The organism is Fodinibius sp. GM21 (genome assembly GCF_058386955.1).
On the sequence record NZ_JBYEIQ010000001.1, the window covers coordinates 804,069 to 819,367 of the forward strand.

The window sequence follows — 15,299 nt, forward strand, 5'->3', positions numbered from 1 at the left end:
ATTTAATAAATTCATTTCTATTCTTGACAAGTTTTTATGATTTTCTACTGATCTCTTTTACAAAAAAATATTACTCTCGTGGATAATTCATCTCAAATTGATGCCAAAGCACTTAACAACTGTATCACTAAAACAAATGTTCCCGACTACCCTGAACCATACCGAGGCAAAGTGCGTGATGTGTACAAGTTAGGAAATAATCAGATTGGAATTGTGGCCAGTGATCGCATATCGGCTTTTGATTACATCATGAAACAGGCAATCCCCTACAAAGGACAAATTCTTAATGCTCTGGCTGAATTTTCTTTTCAGAAAGTGGATGATATTGTAAACACGCATATTATTGACGTACCCCATCCGAACGTTACAATCGCAAAAGAGTGCGAACCTATTCCCGTGGAGGTAGTTATTCGGGCCTGCTTAACGGGGCATGCAGCTCGTGTGTATAAAGCGGGGAAGCGAACGCTATGCGGCGTAGAGTTACCGGACGGTATGGTAGAAAATCAGAAATTTGAAGAGCCTATCCTTACACCGGCAACCAAAGCCGAAGAAGGTCACGACGAAGATATTTCAGAAAAAGAAATATTAGAGCACGGTATTGTTGATGAGAATATTTGGCAGGAAATACGAGAGAAAGCATTTAAAATTTTTGAGCGCGGCCAGCAAATAGCCAATAAACAGGGGCTAATCCTTGTGGATACCAAATACGAATTTGGGTTGTATAACGGAGAGGTCACCCTCATTGATGAGGTGCATACCGCAGACTCTTCGCGGTATTTTTATGCGGATGGATATGAGGAGCGTCTTGAAAAGGGGGAGCCTCAAAAACAGTTATCCAAGGAATTTCTCCGTGAATGGCTTATGGATCACGGCTTTCAAGGTAAAGAAGGACAAACACTACCGGATCTCCCCGATGAATTTCGAATCAAAGTATATAACCGGTATACCGAACTGTTTGAGAAACTTACCGGCAAATCGTTTGAACCAACCCCTATTGATATCAATTTTTTCAATAGTGAGCTAAATAAAATTTTTGATCAATATTGATTGATCCTGATACAAGTTCAGGATGACACGTTGCTCTTTTCGATATCTCATCCCAATGTTTTGCATTAGGATATTTTTTAGCCGATAATATAAAAGCCTTTCCGGAGCTACGCTGTTACTGAGGGTACATTAAGTTTATAAGCAAATCGAGCCAAGGCTTTTTTACCTTTCATCGCTTTACGAGCAAACACTCTCTCTTCTTCGTTTTGGGATAAATATTCTTCAAACGACTGTTTCTCCGCTCGCTCCAGGTTGCCATCCAGGTAATCAGTTAAGAAGTCAGTGAGTACTTTGTCACTGTCAAATGCTGTAGGTTTCATAGTAAAAAGGGTAATAGATTATTGTACAAGTTCAATACCTTATCTATTACCCTCTTACTGTACTATGCAGAAATTGTTTCCGGATAGACGTAATTTTCTAATAATTCCTGCAATTGTGCTCGTCCACGGTTGATTCGTGACTTTACCGTACCCATCGGCAGATCCGCTATTTCAGAAATTTCTTCGTACGATAATTGTTGAATATCCCGAAGCACTACAACTTCACGGAAATCATCACTAAGCTCTTCCAATGCTTTTTCAAGCTGATCCATACACATTTTTTCGTGTAGTGAATCATCCGGCAGAATTCCTGAATCTTCCAACTTCATAGGACGATCTTCAGAGTCATCAGGATCTTTGTGGATCGTTACTTTAGTCATGCGCTTTTTCTTTTTATACAAACTCTTAGCCAGGTTAATACCAATGGTATACATCCACGTCGAAAATTTCGCAATGCGTTCATAGGAATGGCGACTGCGAAACACGCGAAAAAAGGTTTCCTGCACTAAGTCTTCACAATCCTGATGATCATGCGTATAACGATACAAGAAATTGTGCAGGCGATCCTGATAGCGATCAACCAAAATATTGAATGCTTGTTCGTACCCGGACTGAAACTTTTCCATTAAATCTTCATCCGACATCTTACGTAATTCGGCCTTAGAAACAGCTTGCATAATGACCCCTATTTGATTGCAGTTAATAATTGCGGGGATCATCAGCGTTCCGCCAGGCGAAATAATAATGTTGTACTAGCCGATGATCCGTTTGATCATCAGGAGAAGTATCGTGGAGGGGTCCATCTTGGTAAAACCTTTGGATGCCCTGTCGGCATCTAACAATGCTTCAAATATTCTGGGCATATCGGCCAGTTGAAAAGCTGAAGCGTCTTTCCAAAGCTTGTTGAAGTACCAATTGTTGTTGATACCTAAGGTATTTTGAACTTGTTTTTTGGAATTACCCTGTCCAGCTAACCGGCGTATTTGCCAGATGTTTGAAAACACATTGTAAAAGAACCCCACGGAACGAATAATTTCTCCCGTGTTCGCTTTAGAGTGTTGCAACATCTGTTCCGCGATAAACAGGGCCTCATCCAGATTGCGCGAAAAGATAGCGTCTTTGAGCTCAAACACCGAATATTCGCGATATAGGCCGATTATTTTTTTTATTTCGCTCTCTGTGATGGTATCAGAAGTGTCCACAAAAGTGCACACTTTATCTATTTCTGTGGACAGTAACTGCAAGCTGTTGCCCACATATTGCGCCAGCATTTGGGCTGCCGGCGGTTCTATCTTTTTATTGTGATGCTTTTTAGCCCAACTTATGATCCAATCAGGTAGGCGATAGTCGGGCACTTCTTCAAATTCGTAAAATCCGGCGTGTTTCTTAAATGCTTTGCCAATTTTTGAACGACCGGAAGGCTTTTTGGTATCGATGCAAACAAAGAGCGTTGTGGGATTGGGTTGCTCCAAATAAGGGATCAAATCATTCACTTCTCCCTGGTACCCTTCGGCTTGTGCTCCGTAGCCGCTAAGCTCTTTAAAATCCCGGAGGATAACCACACGCTGCTCGGCCATCATCGGGAAACTACGAATGATTGAGAGGACTTTCTCGGGCGTCACATCCCGACCGTAGAGCAGATCAAAATTAAAGTCTTTTTGATCCTCGGGGATGAGTCCCTCAACCACTTCCTGCAACTTATCCAGAAAGAACTCCTCTTCGCCATAGAAAAAATACACGGGCTTCCTGTTCTCTGAACGAAGCTCATTCAGAATTTCGGAATAGAGTTCTATGCTGGTCTTTTTGGCCATGTTTGTTATCGGTTATTTGTTACTGGTTAATAGGCAAATCTAATAACCAATAACGATTAACAAATCACTACGGCGTGAGTCGTCCCATCATACGTGGGAACGGGATTGTCTCACGGACGTGATCCAAGCCGCACAGCCAGGCTACGGTTCGTTCTAATCCCAAGCCAAAGCCAGAATGTGGTACCGATCCATATTGTCGCAGATCCATATACCAACTGAACACATCTTCGTCTAATCCGTGCTCATTAATCCGCTTCCGGAGCGTTTCCAAATCATCCTCCCGCTCACTTCCGCCAATAATTTCGCCATAGCCTTCGGGGGCCAACATATCACAAGCCAGTGCCAACTTTTCGTCCTGGGGATCACGTTTCATGTAAAAGGCTTTAATTTCAGCAGGAAAACGATGGACCAAAATGGGGGTATCATACTTCATTGTGAGCAATGTTTCATCACTGCCACCAAAATCTTCGCCCCACTCAAAGTTAAGCGCCGATTCTCTCCAATCGGGGATATTTCGGAGATCTTCTGCAATTTCATCCAGTCGCTTGCCAATTTCTATGACGCGCTCATCGATCTGAGCCTTTCGCCATTTCTTGGCCTGCCCACGTTCCTTCTCAATCTCTTCCCGTTCTTCCTTAAGATCTTCCGCTTCCTGCTTGCGATCCTCTACCATCTGATCCAGCATTTCCGCCATTTCATCGCTCTTGAGCTGCTCAACGGCCTCGGTATAGGAAATACGAGGGTAATCCTCCTCCACCGTTTTGCGCAGCTTAGAGGTGTCGCGCTCCAAGATCTCGAGCTCTTTAGGACGACGATCAAGCACGCGCTTAACGATAAACTTGATGAAATCCTCTGCCAGATCCATATTCATATTCAGATCGTAAAACGCCATTTCGGGTTCGATCATCCAGAACTCGGTGAGGTGGCGACGGGTCTTACTTTTCTCGGCCCGAAATGTCGGTCCGAATGTGTAAATCAATCCGTGCGCCATTGCCATGGCTTCGCCGTAAAGCTGACCAGATTGTGTCAGATATGCTTGATCTTCGAAATATTCCGTCTCAAAAAGATTTGTTGTGCCCTCGGCCGCATTGCCGGTAAAGATTGGCGCATCCATCTGCACAAAACCGCGCTCCTGAAAAAAGGTGTGTATCGCATAAATAATCTCATTGCGCACGCGCATGGCCGCCCACTGCTTTTGACTGCGCAGCCACAGGTGACGGTTCTCCATCAAAAATTCAACGCCGTGCTCTTTGGGCGTAATGGGATAATCTTCAGCCACTTGGTAAATTTTGAGATCGGTAACCTGCAGCTCATGTCCACCGATACTGCGTTCATCCTCAACTACTTTTCCCGTAATTTCAAGTGATGTCTCTTGACGGAGGGACTCGGTTTGCTCCCAAACATCTTCACTCACGGCATCTTGCGCTACCACACATTGGCAGATCCCAGAACCGTCGCGCATCTCCACAAAATAGAGACTTCCACTGCTTCGGTAGTTATACACCCATCCTTTGAGCGTTACTTCTTCATCAACGTGATCAGACAAATTGCTGATATAAACCATGCTTCAACGAATAATTTTGTTAATACTTTTAGTAAAATGATGGTGCTCGAAACTAATCATTTCTGATCAGACTCGAAACGAAAATTCCTATGCTTCAGGCAACAGCAGTGCCTCGGAGAATAGCTCATTATCAAAGAAATCCTGGGCAAAATCCTGCACCTGGGCAGCCTCCACAGCATCAATCTTTTCCTGGAGCTCATCAAGTGTAACAAAGCGATCAAAATAGATTTCACTCTTGGCCAGTCGCGACATGCGATTGCTCATACTTTCTACCGAGAGCATCAACTTTCCTTTAAGCTGTGCTTTTGCTTCAGCCAACTCTTTTTGCGGGATGGGATTCTGCTTTAGTTTATCGAGTTCGGCTTCAATCAACTCCCGAACGTGATCCACATAATCCTTGTCGGTGCCCACATAAATGCCATATAAACCGGTATCGCTATACGATTGATTAAAGGAGGTAATCGTGTAACAATAGCCATATTTCTCCCGCACATTTTGATGCAATCGCGAACTCATTCCTCCACCCAATACCGTGTTGGCAAGCAATAGCCTGAATTTATCTTCATGATCATAATGCAAGCCCCGGCGCCCTGTTATCAAATGCGTTTGTTCGATCGGCTTAGTTAACTCTAAACCAGCAGCTTCATAATCCGGGAGCGGTGGGTTTTTGTCAACTGTATTATCTGACTCTACTTCGCTAAAATATTCAGTAACAAGTTCAACTACTCTAGCATGATCTACATTTCCTGCCACAGACACCAATAAATTTGATGGCTGATAACGATCATCCATATAATCATACAAATCCTGTCTTTCAAAAGCAGAAACTGTGTCTTCAAATCCAAGCGTGGAATTCCCCAATGGATGTCCCTTGAAAACCTGTCCGCTAAACTGTTCAAAAAGGTAGTCATTAGGGCTGTCCCGATACATTTTCATCTCTTCGATGACTACCTTTTTCTCCTTTTCTATTTCATCTTCCGGAAATGAAGGATGCAAAACCATATCCGTAAGTACATCCAAGGCACGTTCAAGCTGAGTGTTGAGGCACCGCGAATAGTAGCAGGTATATTCCGATGAAGTGAAAGCGTTCAAATATCCCCCGACGGACTCCATACTCATGGCAATATCCAGTGATGAACGATTATCGGTTCCTTTAAAAAGCATGTGCTCCAAAAAGTGGGTAACCCCGGCCATTTTATGTGATTCATTTCTGCTGCCGGTCTTAGCCCAAATTCCGACGGCTACGCTTTTTACACTATCGACGTGTTCGGTAACGATTTTTAGTCCGTTGTCTTGCGTCGTCTTATTTACAAAGTCGCTTTCTTTCATGCTTTGCCTTGAGCTCATACAAATAAATCCTTTAATAAATTTTTCTCGATCCGTAGCTCTGCTGCGAATCGTTAAGTTCAGTGTTTAATAGGTCCCGAAGCAGAGCATCGGGACCAGATAATAGCAATAAAATAAAACGCCATCCCGACAAATCGAGATGGCGCAAAATACAACTGATTTATGAAGATCTGATACGCTTAGTTGTTATCTCCATCTTCAGGAATCAACGCCTTTCGTGAGAGACGAAGTTTTCCACCGTGCTCAACTTTGAGCAGTTTGACTTCGAGCTCATCACCTACAGAAAGTACATCACGTACATTGTCAACATGTGAGTGATTAATTTCTGAGACATGGAGCAACCCATCTTTTCCAGGCACAATCTCAACAAAAGCACCGTAATCTTTAATCGCTTTTACTGTTCCCTGGTAGGTAGCACCTTCTTCGAGGTGTCCCACAATACCCTGGATGCGTTTCTTGGCTTCTTCAGCGTTAGAAAGTTGATCAGCGCTAATGGTAATTTTTCCTTTACCACGCTCCTCATCTTCCTCAACCCAGATTTCGGTGTTGGTTTCTTTCTGTAGCGTTTGGATAACTTTACCACCTGGTCCAATTACAGATCCAATATCATCCGCTTCGATCTCCATTTTAACGAACTGTGGAGCAAATTCAGAAATCTGTTCACGTGGCTCAGAAATGGTTTCTGCCATTTTATCCAAGATATGCAGGCGACCTTTTCGAGCTTGCTCAAGAGCTTCTTCGAGCTTCTCAAAAGAGATACCACTTACTTTCATATCCATCTGGCATGCGGTTATTCCATCGCGGCTACCGGCTGTTTTGAAGTCCATGTCGCCCATGAAATCTTCTTCGCCCCGGATATCAGAAAGAACTACTTCCTCGTCATCGCCGACAATCATACCCATTGCAATTCCGGCAACAGGCTTTTCAAGAGGAACGCCAGCATCCATAAGTGCCATGGAACCTCCACAAACAGAAGCCATAGAAGAAGAGCCGTTGGATTCGGTGATATCAGAAATTACACGAATTACATAACCGAATTCATCAAATGAAGGCATTAATTTGCTGATTGAGCGCTCGGCTAAGTGCCCATGACCAATTTCACGTCGGCCGGGTCCACGCATAAATCCAGCTTCGCCCACACTGTAGTTGGGGAAATTATAATGGAGGAAAAACTTCTTGTCTTCCTCAGTCAATAGCGTATCAACCGCCTGGGCATCTTTTTGTGTACCGAGTGTCACAGAAACAAGCGCCTGTGTTTCACCACGGGTAAAGATTGCAGAACCGTGCGTACGAGCGAGGTATCCAACCTGGGTCCAGATATCCCGAACATCTTCTGGAGAACGCCCGTCAATACGTTTCTTCTTTTCGAGAATCATATTACGGAGCTGCTCTTTCTCAATTTTACTGAGGATATCTTTAATCGTACCGCCTTCTTCAGCGTACTCTTCGGTTTCCGTCAGCTCTTCAACAACACTGTCTTTAATTTCTTGAAGTCCTTCGCTGTATTTCTCTTTGCCAAGGCCAACATTCACGTGTTCACGAATACGTTCTTCGGCTAATTCGTGAACCTTATTTTTGAGGTTTTCATCAACAGGTTCAGGCTCAAATTCACGCTTTTCTTTACCAAACTCATTGCGAAGTTCTTCTTGAAATGCACAAAGCTTTTTGATGGATTCATGAGCAGCTTTGATGGCATTGAGCATTTCTTCTTCAGAAATCTCTTCCATCTCTCCTTCCATCATAATCACGCTTTCAGCCGTACCACCGATTATCATATCGATGTCGCTCTTTTCCATCTCGCTGATGGTTGGGTTGATGATAAACTCTCCATCCACACGTCCAACACGAACTTCAGCAATAGGTCCTGCAAAAGGGACATCTGAAATGTGCAGAGCGGCAGAAGCTCCTACTCCACCTAACACATCACCGTCATGTTCTCCATCTGAGGAGAGTACAGAACAAATTATTTGCGTATCGAAACGGTATCCATCAGGAAAAAGTGGTCGAAGACTGCGATCGATCAGTCGACTGGAAAGAACTTCCTTGTCATTGGGACGTCCTTCTCGCTTAATAAATCCACCGGGAAACTTTCCGCCGGCAGAAAAACTTTCTCTCAGATCAACTGTTAGAGGGAAAAAGGGTTTATCAGTAGGCTCCTTTGAGCTTACCGCGGTACATAAAACCATGGTATCACCCATGCGAACCACAACAGCACCGTCGGCCTGCTTTGCAATGCGGCCAGTTTCTATAGATAACGTTTTGCCCGGTGCAAATTCTACACTTCTAAAATCTTCTTTCATCGTAATACGGTATTCAATTCAAAATTATAATAATCAACAAAGCTTAGGTAATGATTACAAAACTTTGTAGGTGATCAATTAGGAAGGGAGATACTGCAAAAAGTGCAGTATAAAAAAGGCACGTTATTGATAACGTGCCTTGAAAAGTTATTTGCGAATTCCTAAATCGCTAATAAGTTCTCGATATTTTTCGATTTCGTTATCTTTAAGGTAGTCGAGTAGTTTTCGTCGTTTCCCTACCAGTTTTAACAATCCTCTTCGTGAGTGGTGATCTTGTGTGTTTTCCTGAATGTGATCGGTAAGATCATTAATGCGCTCAGTAAGTATTGCAATCTGAGCTTCAGTAGATCCGGTATTCTCTTTTGATCCACCATATTTTTCAACAAGTTCCTGCTTTCGCTTCTTTGTTATCGCCATGTGATAATTGTATTCTTTTTGTCTTTTCTACAACTGTGTAAAATGTTCTTATAATAGCTAGCAAAGATAAGCGTTCATGCTGTATTTTGCAATATTTTAATACTTGCTAAGCAGTTCCTGTGACTGCTCTTTATCAGCTTTTAACTGCTCAATTAATTCTTGTTTCCCGCTAAATTTTTTCTCATCCCTGATACGTTTGAAAAATCGCACCTGTACCTCTTTACCATAAATATCTTCCTCAAATTCAAACAAATGTACTTCCAAGGTCTGCTGATCTCCATCAAATGTCGGACGGGTCCCAATATTCATCATTCCATCAAACCAACTACCATTAATACGAACTTTAACAGCGTACACCCCCTCTTTGGGTATAATTTTATTCACATGCTCGGGCTTAATGTTCGCGGTAGGAAAACCAATCTTCTTTCCTCTTTTATCACCATGTACTACCGTACCGTTAAGACGATATGGACGCTGTAAAAATTCAGTAGCCTGCTCAATATTTCCATTCTCACTAATTGCGTTTCGAATAGCCGTACTGCTTACTGTCTTCTCTCCTACTTCGTGTTTGGATACCACATAAGAATCAAAATTAAGTTCGTTTCCAAGTTTTTCAATGGTTTCGATGGTCCCCTCCCTATTGCGACCAAAATGATGATCGTACCCAATAACAAATTCGCTGACACCAATTTTTTTATGGATAATATCTCTAATAAACTCCTCAGAACTCAACAAAGAAAAGTCGCGATCGAACGGGATAACAACCATTCGGTCAATGCCTAATTCTTCCAGAATTTCGCAACGCTCCTCCAACGTAGTTAATAGTTTGATACCATCATCACCCGGATTGATAATATTTCTTGGATGGGGATCAAACGTAACTAAAACGCTTCTGGCCTCCTTTTCCTTGGCCTTAGCAACAACAGTATCAATTATTGCCCGATGGCCGGCATGGACTCCATCAAATGTACCAACTGTTAAAACTGTATTTCCTTCTCGTTCAACGTTTTCTAAAAAAACTAGTTCAGACATTGGTTATAAAAATTTGATGTCTCGAGTTAATGGAGATCAATATTTGATGCATAATTTTCGATGGAAAATATCTGCTCCATTTCCTTAATCGTCAAAGCATCAGTATTACTATATGTACCTATGGCGGTTCGTTTCAGTCCAACTAAGTGTCCAGCACTATCTAGTGAAGTGGCCAAATCATCAGCAAGCGTACGAATATACGTTCCTTTACTACATTTTACATACAACTCTAATCGTGGCAAATTACATTCCAATATGGTTGTGTCTTCGATAATTACCTGTCTGGGCTTCCGTTTTACCTCTTTCCCTTTACGGGCCAACTTATAAAGCGGGTCACCTTCATGCTTCAATGCCGAATACATGGGGGGGATCTGAACAATCAATCCCGAAAACTCATTATCTAATTTTTCCTGTATGCTCTTTCTGGATATATGATTAAAAGAAACGCGTTTGTCAGGCGTTGTCTCCGCATCAAGGCTGGGTGTTGATGAACCAAATGTAATGTTTGCTATATATTCTTTATCGGCTTCCTGAAAAGCTGAAACAGTTCGCGTTCCTTTACCACAGCACAATATAAGAAGACCTCTAGCCATAGGATCAAGTGTGCCGGCATGACCTATTTTTCGAATATTTGTGCATTTCCGCAAAAACTTAACAACCTGAAAACTACTCCACCTTTTGGGCTTGTCAATGAGGAAGGCAGCCCCTTCATCGTAATCAAAATTGGGGTCAGGCAAGTTCTGATTAGAAAATATGGGCAGTTCTTCGAGCGGAATTGCTTTTGCCATGAGCAGGCCTACTCTTCATCGTCTTCATTGGTTTCCCGCTGCTTTCTTTCCTTCCGGATTTTTTGGAACAGCTTTTCCATTTTCTCTACGTGTTCAGCTGTTTTATCATTGATGAAATGCAATTCAGGAATACGACGCACCTGATGACGAATTTTAGAGGCTAACTCTTTGCGGATAGCCGCATTTTGTTCTTCCAGATAGGCAAAAATAGCATCCTCATCTTTTCCGGGAGCATACACACTCAGCAATACCTTGGCAATAAGAAGATCGGGAGTAACATCTACCTTTGTAACGGTAATAAACGATCCACTTTGCTGGTAACTCTTCTGTATAATCTTACCAAGATCGCGCTTAATTACTGCACTCAGCCGTTCTGTACGAATACTCATATTCCTAAATTCCAATTAATGCGTTAGTCTTCGTCGCTTTTAACATCCTCGAGACTACGGCGTTCCTCAACAACTTCATAGTTCTCGATAACGTCACCAACTTTGATATCATTATAGTTTACAATACTGATACCGCATTCGTACCCACTTTTCACTTCTTTAACATCATCTTTAAAGCGTTTAAGTGCATCAATCTCCCCATCATAAATCACAACGCCATCGCGAACTACGCGGACAGGATTATTGCGATTAATTTTACCATCCGTGACATAACAGCCGGCAATAGTACCCACACTGGATACTTTAAAGATTTCTCTCACCTCTGCATTACCATACAGTCGTTCACTAATTTCAGGTGAAAGCATGCCTTCCATTGCATCCTTAACCTCATCAACGGCATCATAAATAACGCTAAAGAGTCGGATGTCTATCTCTTCCTCCTCGGCTACTTTTCGCGCATTCGAGGTTGGTCGTACCTGGAATCCGATAATAATTGCCTCCGAAGCAGATGCAAGCAGCACATCAGATTCGGTAATAGCTCCAGCTCCGGTATGTATGATATTCACAGAAACCTCCTCATTGCTTAGTTTCTGTAACGCTCCGGAAAGAGCTTCAATTGAGCCATCCACATCAGCCTTAATAATAAGATTGAGATCTTCAATCTCACCCAGTGCAAGACGACGAGAAAGATCATCAAGACTCATATGCTTGGATTGTCGCAGCTCTTGCTCACGCTTAATCTGCTGTCGCTGATTGGCAATCTCCTTGGCCTTCTTCTCATCATCGAGGGCAACCAGCTTATCGCCGGCCTGTGGAATATCATCAAATCCGGTTAGCTGCAGTGGCGTGGAAGGCCCTGCAGATTCAATCCGTTCTCCGAGCTCATTTTCCATCGCACGTACTCGACCAAAGCATGGTCCGGCTACAAATGGATCACCAACTTCGAGCGTACCATTTTGCACCAGAATATTTGAAACAATGCCCTTTCCTTTATCAACACGAGCTTCAAGAACCACTCCATCGGCATTACGATTAGGATTGGCCTTCAGCTCCATTAATTCAGCCTCAATAAGAACTTTTTCAAGCAGTTCAGGAATACCTTCTCCGGTTTTAGCGGATACCTCTGCTACCTGATTGGTACCGCCGTACTCTTCAACAATTACATCATGTTCGGCAAGCTGCTGTTTTATCTTATCGGGATTTGCGCCGGGTTTATCCATCTTGTTTATTGCAACAATGATCGAAACACCCGCTGCTTTAGCGTGATTGATCGCCTCGATTGTTTGCGGCATCACAGCATCATCAGCTGCAACTACAAGAATAACAATATCTGTTGCCTGAGCTCCACGCGAACGCATTGCGGTAAAAGCTTCGTGACCCGGAGTATCAAGGAATGTAATGGGACGACCATCATCAGTCGTTACCTCATAAGCACCTACGTGCTGGGTAATACCTCCGGCCTCACCTTCAGCAACCTGTGATTTACGAATATAATCGAGCAAAGAAGTTTTACCGTGATCAACGTGCCCCATTACTGTAATAATAGGCGCCCGAGGTTCAAGGTCTTCAGGATCATCTTCTTCTAATTCAATTTCTTCAATGGCATCATCGGCATCAACAAATTCAACTTCATAGCCATATTCTTCAGCGACAAGCTCAATCGTGCTGGCATCCAATCGCTGATTGATAGAGACCATCATGCCGAGATCCATGCAGGTCGTAATTACATCATTGGCTTTAACATCCATCAGTTCAGCCAAATCACTGACGGTTATAAACTCAGTAGCTTCAATGATTTGATCTTCAAGTTCTTCGAGCTCCTGCTGCAGCTGCTCTTCCTCCTCACGCTCTTCTTTGCGTTGACGACGACGTTTCTGGCGCTTACTACCAACGGTTTCAGACGACTGCATTTTCTGCAGCGTCTCTTTCATTTTTTGTTCTACATCTTCCTCATCAACTCGGCTACCACGCTTGCGTCGCTTCTTCTTACCTTTCTTTTTGCTTTTCTTCTTCTCTCGCTTTGACGACTTACTTTGAGATCCGTCCTCCTCTTGGTCTTGTCGATCCTTCTTGCGCTTACGTTTCTTACGTCGCTTAGGCTTGCTTTCATCAATTTTAACTTTTCCAACAACCTTTGTTCCCTTTAACCGACCGGCATGTCCACGTATTACGCCATGTTCTTGTTCTTCGTCTTCGTCCTCTTCTTCCTCGTCCTCATCCTCTTCTTCCTCATCTTCATCCTCTTTATCGTCATCTTCATCCTGATCTTCTTCTACCTCATCTTCATCATAATCTTCATCGTCCTCTTCAATATCTTCTTCATCAGGTTCTTCTTCTGAGGTATCCTCAGCTTCCTCAACCTCATCTTTTTCTTCAGCTTTTACCGCTTCCTGAGGTTCTTCAATTTCTTCCTCTTCCTGATCTTCCTCTTCAGAATCGTCTTCAGCCTCAACTTCTACCTCTTCTTTATCAGGTTCATCTGTATCTTCAGACTGATCTTCTTCAGAACCCTTAGCTTCTTCTGGTTCTTCCTGAACTTCCTCTTCAGGCTCTTCCTCATCTTTTGGTTTGATCCCCTCAATTTCTTCCTCTTCCTGGGGTTCAATAGGCAGATCCTCATCCTCAAGGGGTTCAAGATAATCTTCTACAGAAACACTTTGATTTCGGCTGGCACGAATCTGATTACGACGGTTCTCATACTCTTCTTTCGCTTTCTCATGTTCTTTGCTTTTTGCTTTATCAACACCATAAACCTCTTCCAGCGCCTCGTACATTTCGGGCGTAATTTTGGAGTTTGGTTTATTGTCAATTTCAAAGCCCTCATCCGATAACGAATCTACTATTGAGGAGGTAGAAACATTAAATTCGGATGCAACTTTGAATAATCTTCTTGTCTTCTTGGACATATATATTTGTTTCTGAAAAAGTACGTTCGTTATTATCTGTTACACTTTGTGAGAACCTTTAGTATAAGGTAAAACAGGATTCTTGGAAATGTAAGTTCAATTATTCTTCATCATCAAACTCATAAGCGATAATATCGATGATGCGCTCGGCTTCATCTTCAGAAATTTTACCTTCTGTCCGCCGAACAATTTCTTCCTCATCCAGTTCTAAAACCTGTCGTGCCGTATCACAACCAATCTCGTGAAGCGTTTCAATTACTTCGGGACCAAAATCAATTTCAAATTCTCCGAGATCAATATCGTCCTCTTCTTCCACTTCGCGATAAACATCAATTTCACAATTGGTGAGTTTGGAAGCGAGTCGGATATTTACTCCTCCCTTTCCTATGGCTTTTGAAACTTCATCAGCAGGAACTAATACTTTAGCATGTTCACCGTCATCACTCAGTTCTACACTCAACACTTTTGCCGGCTGCAATGCTCGTTTAATAAACTCATGCTTATCATCGGTATAATTAATGACATCAATATTTTCGTTTTGAAGCTCACGCACAATAGCATGGATACGAACTCCTTTCATGCCCACACATGCCCCCACGGGATCTACTCGCTCATCATGCGAAATTACGGCCACCTTTGATCGATCACCTGGTTCTCGAGCAATGCGTTCAAGGTCAATAATTCCGTCAAAAACCTCTGGAATTTCATTCTCAAACAATCGTTCTAAAAATAGCGGTGAAGTGCGGGAAATAATTACCGAGGGGTTTCCGTGATGACGCTTCACTTCTTTAACAACAGCACGGATAGTATCACCTTTGTGATAACGATCTTTATAGATCTGTTCATCTTTGGGGAGCGTAAGTTCTACGCCATTGTGATTCACCAACATCTCATGGTTGCGGATCTGATAAACATCCCCCAGAACAATTTCTCCCACACGATCAGAATATTCTTCGAATACATTATCCTTCTCAATTTCGCGAATACGCTGGGCCAACTGCTGCCGGGCCATCATTACTGCGCGCCGTCCGAAATCACGTATATCAAGCTCTTGTGCAAACTCGTCATAAAGTTCAAGCTCAGGGTCATGCTCCTGAGCTTCTTCCAATGTGATTTCCTGTACTTCATCGGTCAGCTCCTCTTCCGGTACAACCTCGCGAATATGAAGAATCTGAACTTCGCCGCGATCAGCATTTAAAATAACTTCAAACGCTTCATCAGAACCATATTTTTTGCGAATCATGGTTCGAAAAACATCTTCAAGGATCGATAGAAGAAGATCCTTATCAATATCTTTGTCTTTGGCAATCTCGGCAAAAGATTGAATAATCTGTTTGGAAATATCGTTTGACATCAGTTAGCTCCTGTCTGCTTAAAA

Annotated in this window: 13 protein-coding genes; 1 reads left to right on the forward strand and 12 read right to left on the reverse strand. The window is 42.8% G+C overall.

Annotated elements, in window-relative coordinates:
• The first annotated feature begins 78 nt into the window (after positions 1–78).
• Complete coding sequence (locus ACT3IB_RS03350; RefSeq protein ID WP_491537606.1) at positions 79–1,047, forward strand: phosphoribosylaminoimidazolesuccinocarboxamide synthase; 969 nt, start codon at positions 79–81, stop codon at positions 1,045–1,047.
• 107 nt (positions 1,048–1,154) lie between these two features.
• Here ACT3IB_RS03350 and ACT3IB_RS03355 read toward each other — a convergent pair whose 3' ends face one another.
• The 12 genes from ACT3IB_RS03355 to nusA all read right to left on the reverse strand — a co-directional run bounded on the left by ACT3IB_RS03355 (position 1,155) and on the right by nusA (position 15,275).
• Positions 1,155–1,367: a hypothetical protein gene (locus ACT3IB_RS03355; protein ID WP_491537607.1), complete on the reverse strand. Its 213-nt coding sequence runs from the start codon at positions 1,365–1,367 to the stop codon at positions 1,155–1,157.
• Positions 1,368–1,429: 62 nt separating this feature from the next.
• The gene (locus ACT3IB_RS03360; protein ID WP_491537608.1) at positions 1,430–2,044 is read right to left on the reverse strand and encodes a sigma-70 family RNA polymerase sigma factor; all 615 of its coding nucleotides are present in this window, start codon (positions 2,042–2,044) and stop codon (positions 1,430–1,432) included.
• Between the two features lie 75 nt (positions 2,045–2,119).
• Positions 2,120–3,178: a DNA polymerase III subunit delta gene (holA, locus tag ACT3IB_RS03365; RefSeq protein WP_491537609.1), complete on the reverse strand. Its 1,059-nt coding sequence runs from the start codon at positions 3,176–3,178 to the stop codon at positions 2,120–2,122.
• A gap of 67 nt (positions 3,179–3,245) precedes the next feature.
• Entirely contained in the window at positions 3,246–4,742 is a 1,497-nt protein-coding gene (locus tag ACT3IB_RS03370; RefSeq protein ID WP_491537610.1) for an asparagine--tRNA ligase, read from the reverse strand.
• A gap of 87 nt (positions 4,743–4,829) precedes the next feature.
• The gene (locus ACT3IB_RS03375; RefSeq protein ID WP_491537611.1) at positions 4,830–6,089 is read right to left on the reverse strand and encodes a M16 family metallopeptidase; all 1,260 of its coding nucleotides are present in this window, start codon (positions 6,087–6,089) and stop codon (positions 4,830–4,832) included.
• Between the two features lie 179 nt (positions 6,090–6,268).
• The gene (gene pnp, locus ACT3IB_RS03380; protein ID WP_491537612.1) at positions 6,269–8,389 is read right to left on the reverse strand and encodes a polyribonucleotide nucleotidyltransferase; all 2,121 of its coding nucleotides are present in this window, start codon (positions 8,387–8,389) and stop codon (positions 6,269–6,271) included.
• A gap of 147 nt (positions 8,390–8,536) precedes the next feature.
• Positions 8,537–8,806 carry a 30S ribosomal protein S15 gene (gene rpsO, locus ACT3IB_RS03385; protein ID WP_491537613.1) on the reverse strand — a complete coding sequence of 90 codons (270 nt, stop codon included), beginning with the start codon at positions 8,804–8,806 and terminating at the stop codon, positions 8,537–8,539.
• 96 nt (positions 8,807–8,902) lie between these two features.
• The gene (locus tag ACT3IB_RS03390) at positions 8,903–9,838 is read right to left on the reverse strand and encodes a bifunctional riboflavin kinase/FAD synthetase (RefSeq protein ID WP_491537614.1); all 936 of its coding nucleotides are present in this window, start codon (positions 9,836–9,838) and stop codon (positions 8,903–8,905) included.
• 26 nt (positions 9,839–9,864) lie between these two features.
• Positions 9,865–10,626, reverse strand: coding sequence for a tRNA pseudouridine(55) synthase TruB (gene truB, locus ACT3IB_RS03395; protein ID WP_491537615.1), 762 nt, complete (start codon positions 10,624–10,626; stop codon positions 9,865–9,867).
• A gap of 8 nt (positions 10,627–10,634) precedes the next feature.
• Positions 10,635–11,015 carry a 30S ribosome-binding factor RbfA gene (gene rbfA / locus ACT3IB_RS03400; protein ID WP_491537616.1) on the reverse strand — a complete coding sequence of 127 codons (381 nt, stop codon included), beginning with the start codon at positions 11,013–11,015 and terminating at the stop codon, positions 10,635–10,637.
• A 23-nt stretch (positions 11,016–11,038) separates the two neighbouring features.
• Positions 11,039–13,921, reverse strand: coding sequence for a translation initiation factor IF-2 (infB, locus tag ACT3IB_RS03405; protein WP_491537617.1), 2,883 nt, complete (start codon positions 13,919–13,921; stop codon positions 11,039–11,041).
• Positions 13,922–14,021: 100 nt separating this feature from the next.
• Positions 14,022–15,275 carry a transcription termination factor NusA gene (gene nusA, locus ACT3IB_RS03410; protein ID WP_491537618.1) on the reverse strand — a complete coding sequence of 418 codons (1,254 nt, stop codon included), beginning with the start codon at positions 15,273–15,275 and terminating at the stop codon, positions 14,022–14,024.
• Positions 15,276–15,299 lie beyond the last annotated feature (24 nt).

Excerpts from the sequence above, each read along its gene's own strand:
- nusA (WP_491537618.1), bottom strand. The coding sequence starts at position 15,275 with ATGTCAAACGATATTTCCAAACAGATTATTCAATCTTTTGCCGAGATT.
- ACT3IB_RS03390 (WP_491537614.1), bottom strand. The coding sequence starts at position 9,838 with ATGTCTGAACTAGTTTTTTTAGAAAACGTTGAACGAGAAGGAAATACA.
- ACT3IB_RS03355 (WP_491537607.1), bottom strand. The coding sequence starts at position 1,367 with ATGAAACCTACAGCATTTGACAGTGACAAAGTACTCACTGACTTCTTA.
- ACT3IB_RS03360 (WP_491537608.1), bottom strand. The coding sequence starts at position 2,044 with ATGCAAGCTGTTTCTAAGGCCGAATTACGTAAGATGTCGGATGAAGAT.
- holA (WP_491537609.1), bottom strand. The coding sequence starts at position 3,178 with ATGGCCAAAAAGACCAGCATAGAACTCTATTCCGAAATTCTGAATGAG.
- truB (WP_491537615.1), bottom strand. The coding sequence starts at position 10,626 with ATGGCAAAAGCAATTCCGCTCGAAGAACTGCCCATATTTTCTAATCAG.
- rbfA (WP_491537616.1), bottom strand. The coding sequence starts at position 11,015 with ATGAGTATTCGTACAGAACGGCTGAGTGCAGTAATTAAGCGCGATCTT.
- ACT3IB_RS03370 (WP_491537610.1), bottom strand. The coding sequence starts at position 4,742 with ATGGTTTATATCAGCAATTTGTCTGATCACGTTGATGAAGAAGTAACG.
- ACT3IB_RS03375 (WP_491537611.1), bottom strand. The coding sequence starts at position 6,089 with ATGAGCTCAAGGCAAAGCATGAAAGAAAGCGACTTTGTAAATAAGACG.
- infB (WP_491537617.1), bottom strand. The coding sequence starts at position 13,921 with ATGTCCAAGAAGACAAGAAGATTATTCAAAGTTGCATCCGAATTTAAT.
- pnp (WP_491537612.1), bottom strand. The coding sequence starts at position 8,389 with ATGAAAGAAGATTTTAGAAGTGTAGAATTTGCACCGGGCAAAACGTTA.
- rpsO (WP_491537613.1), bottom strand. The coding sequence starts at position 8,806 with ATGGCGATAACAAAGAAGCGAAAGCAGGAACTTGTTGAAAAATATGGT.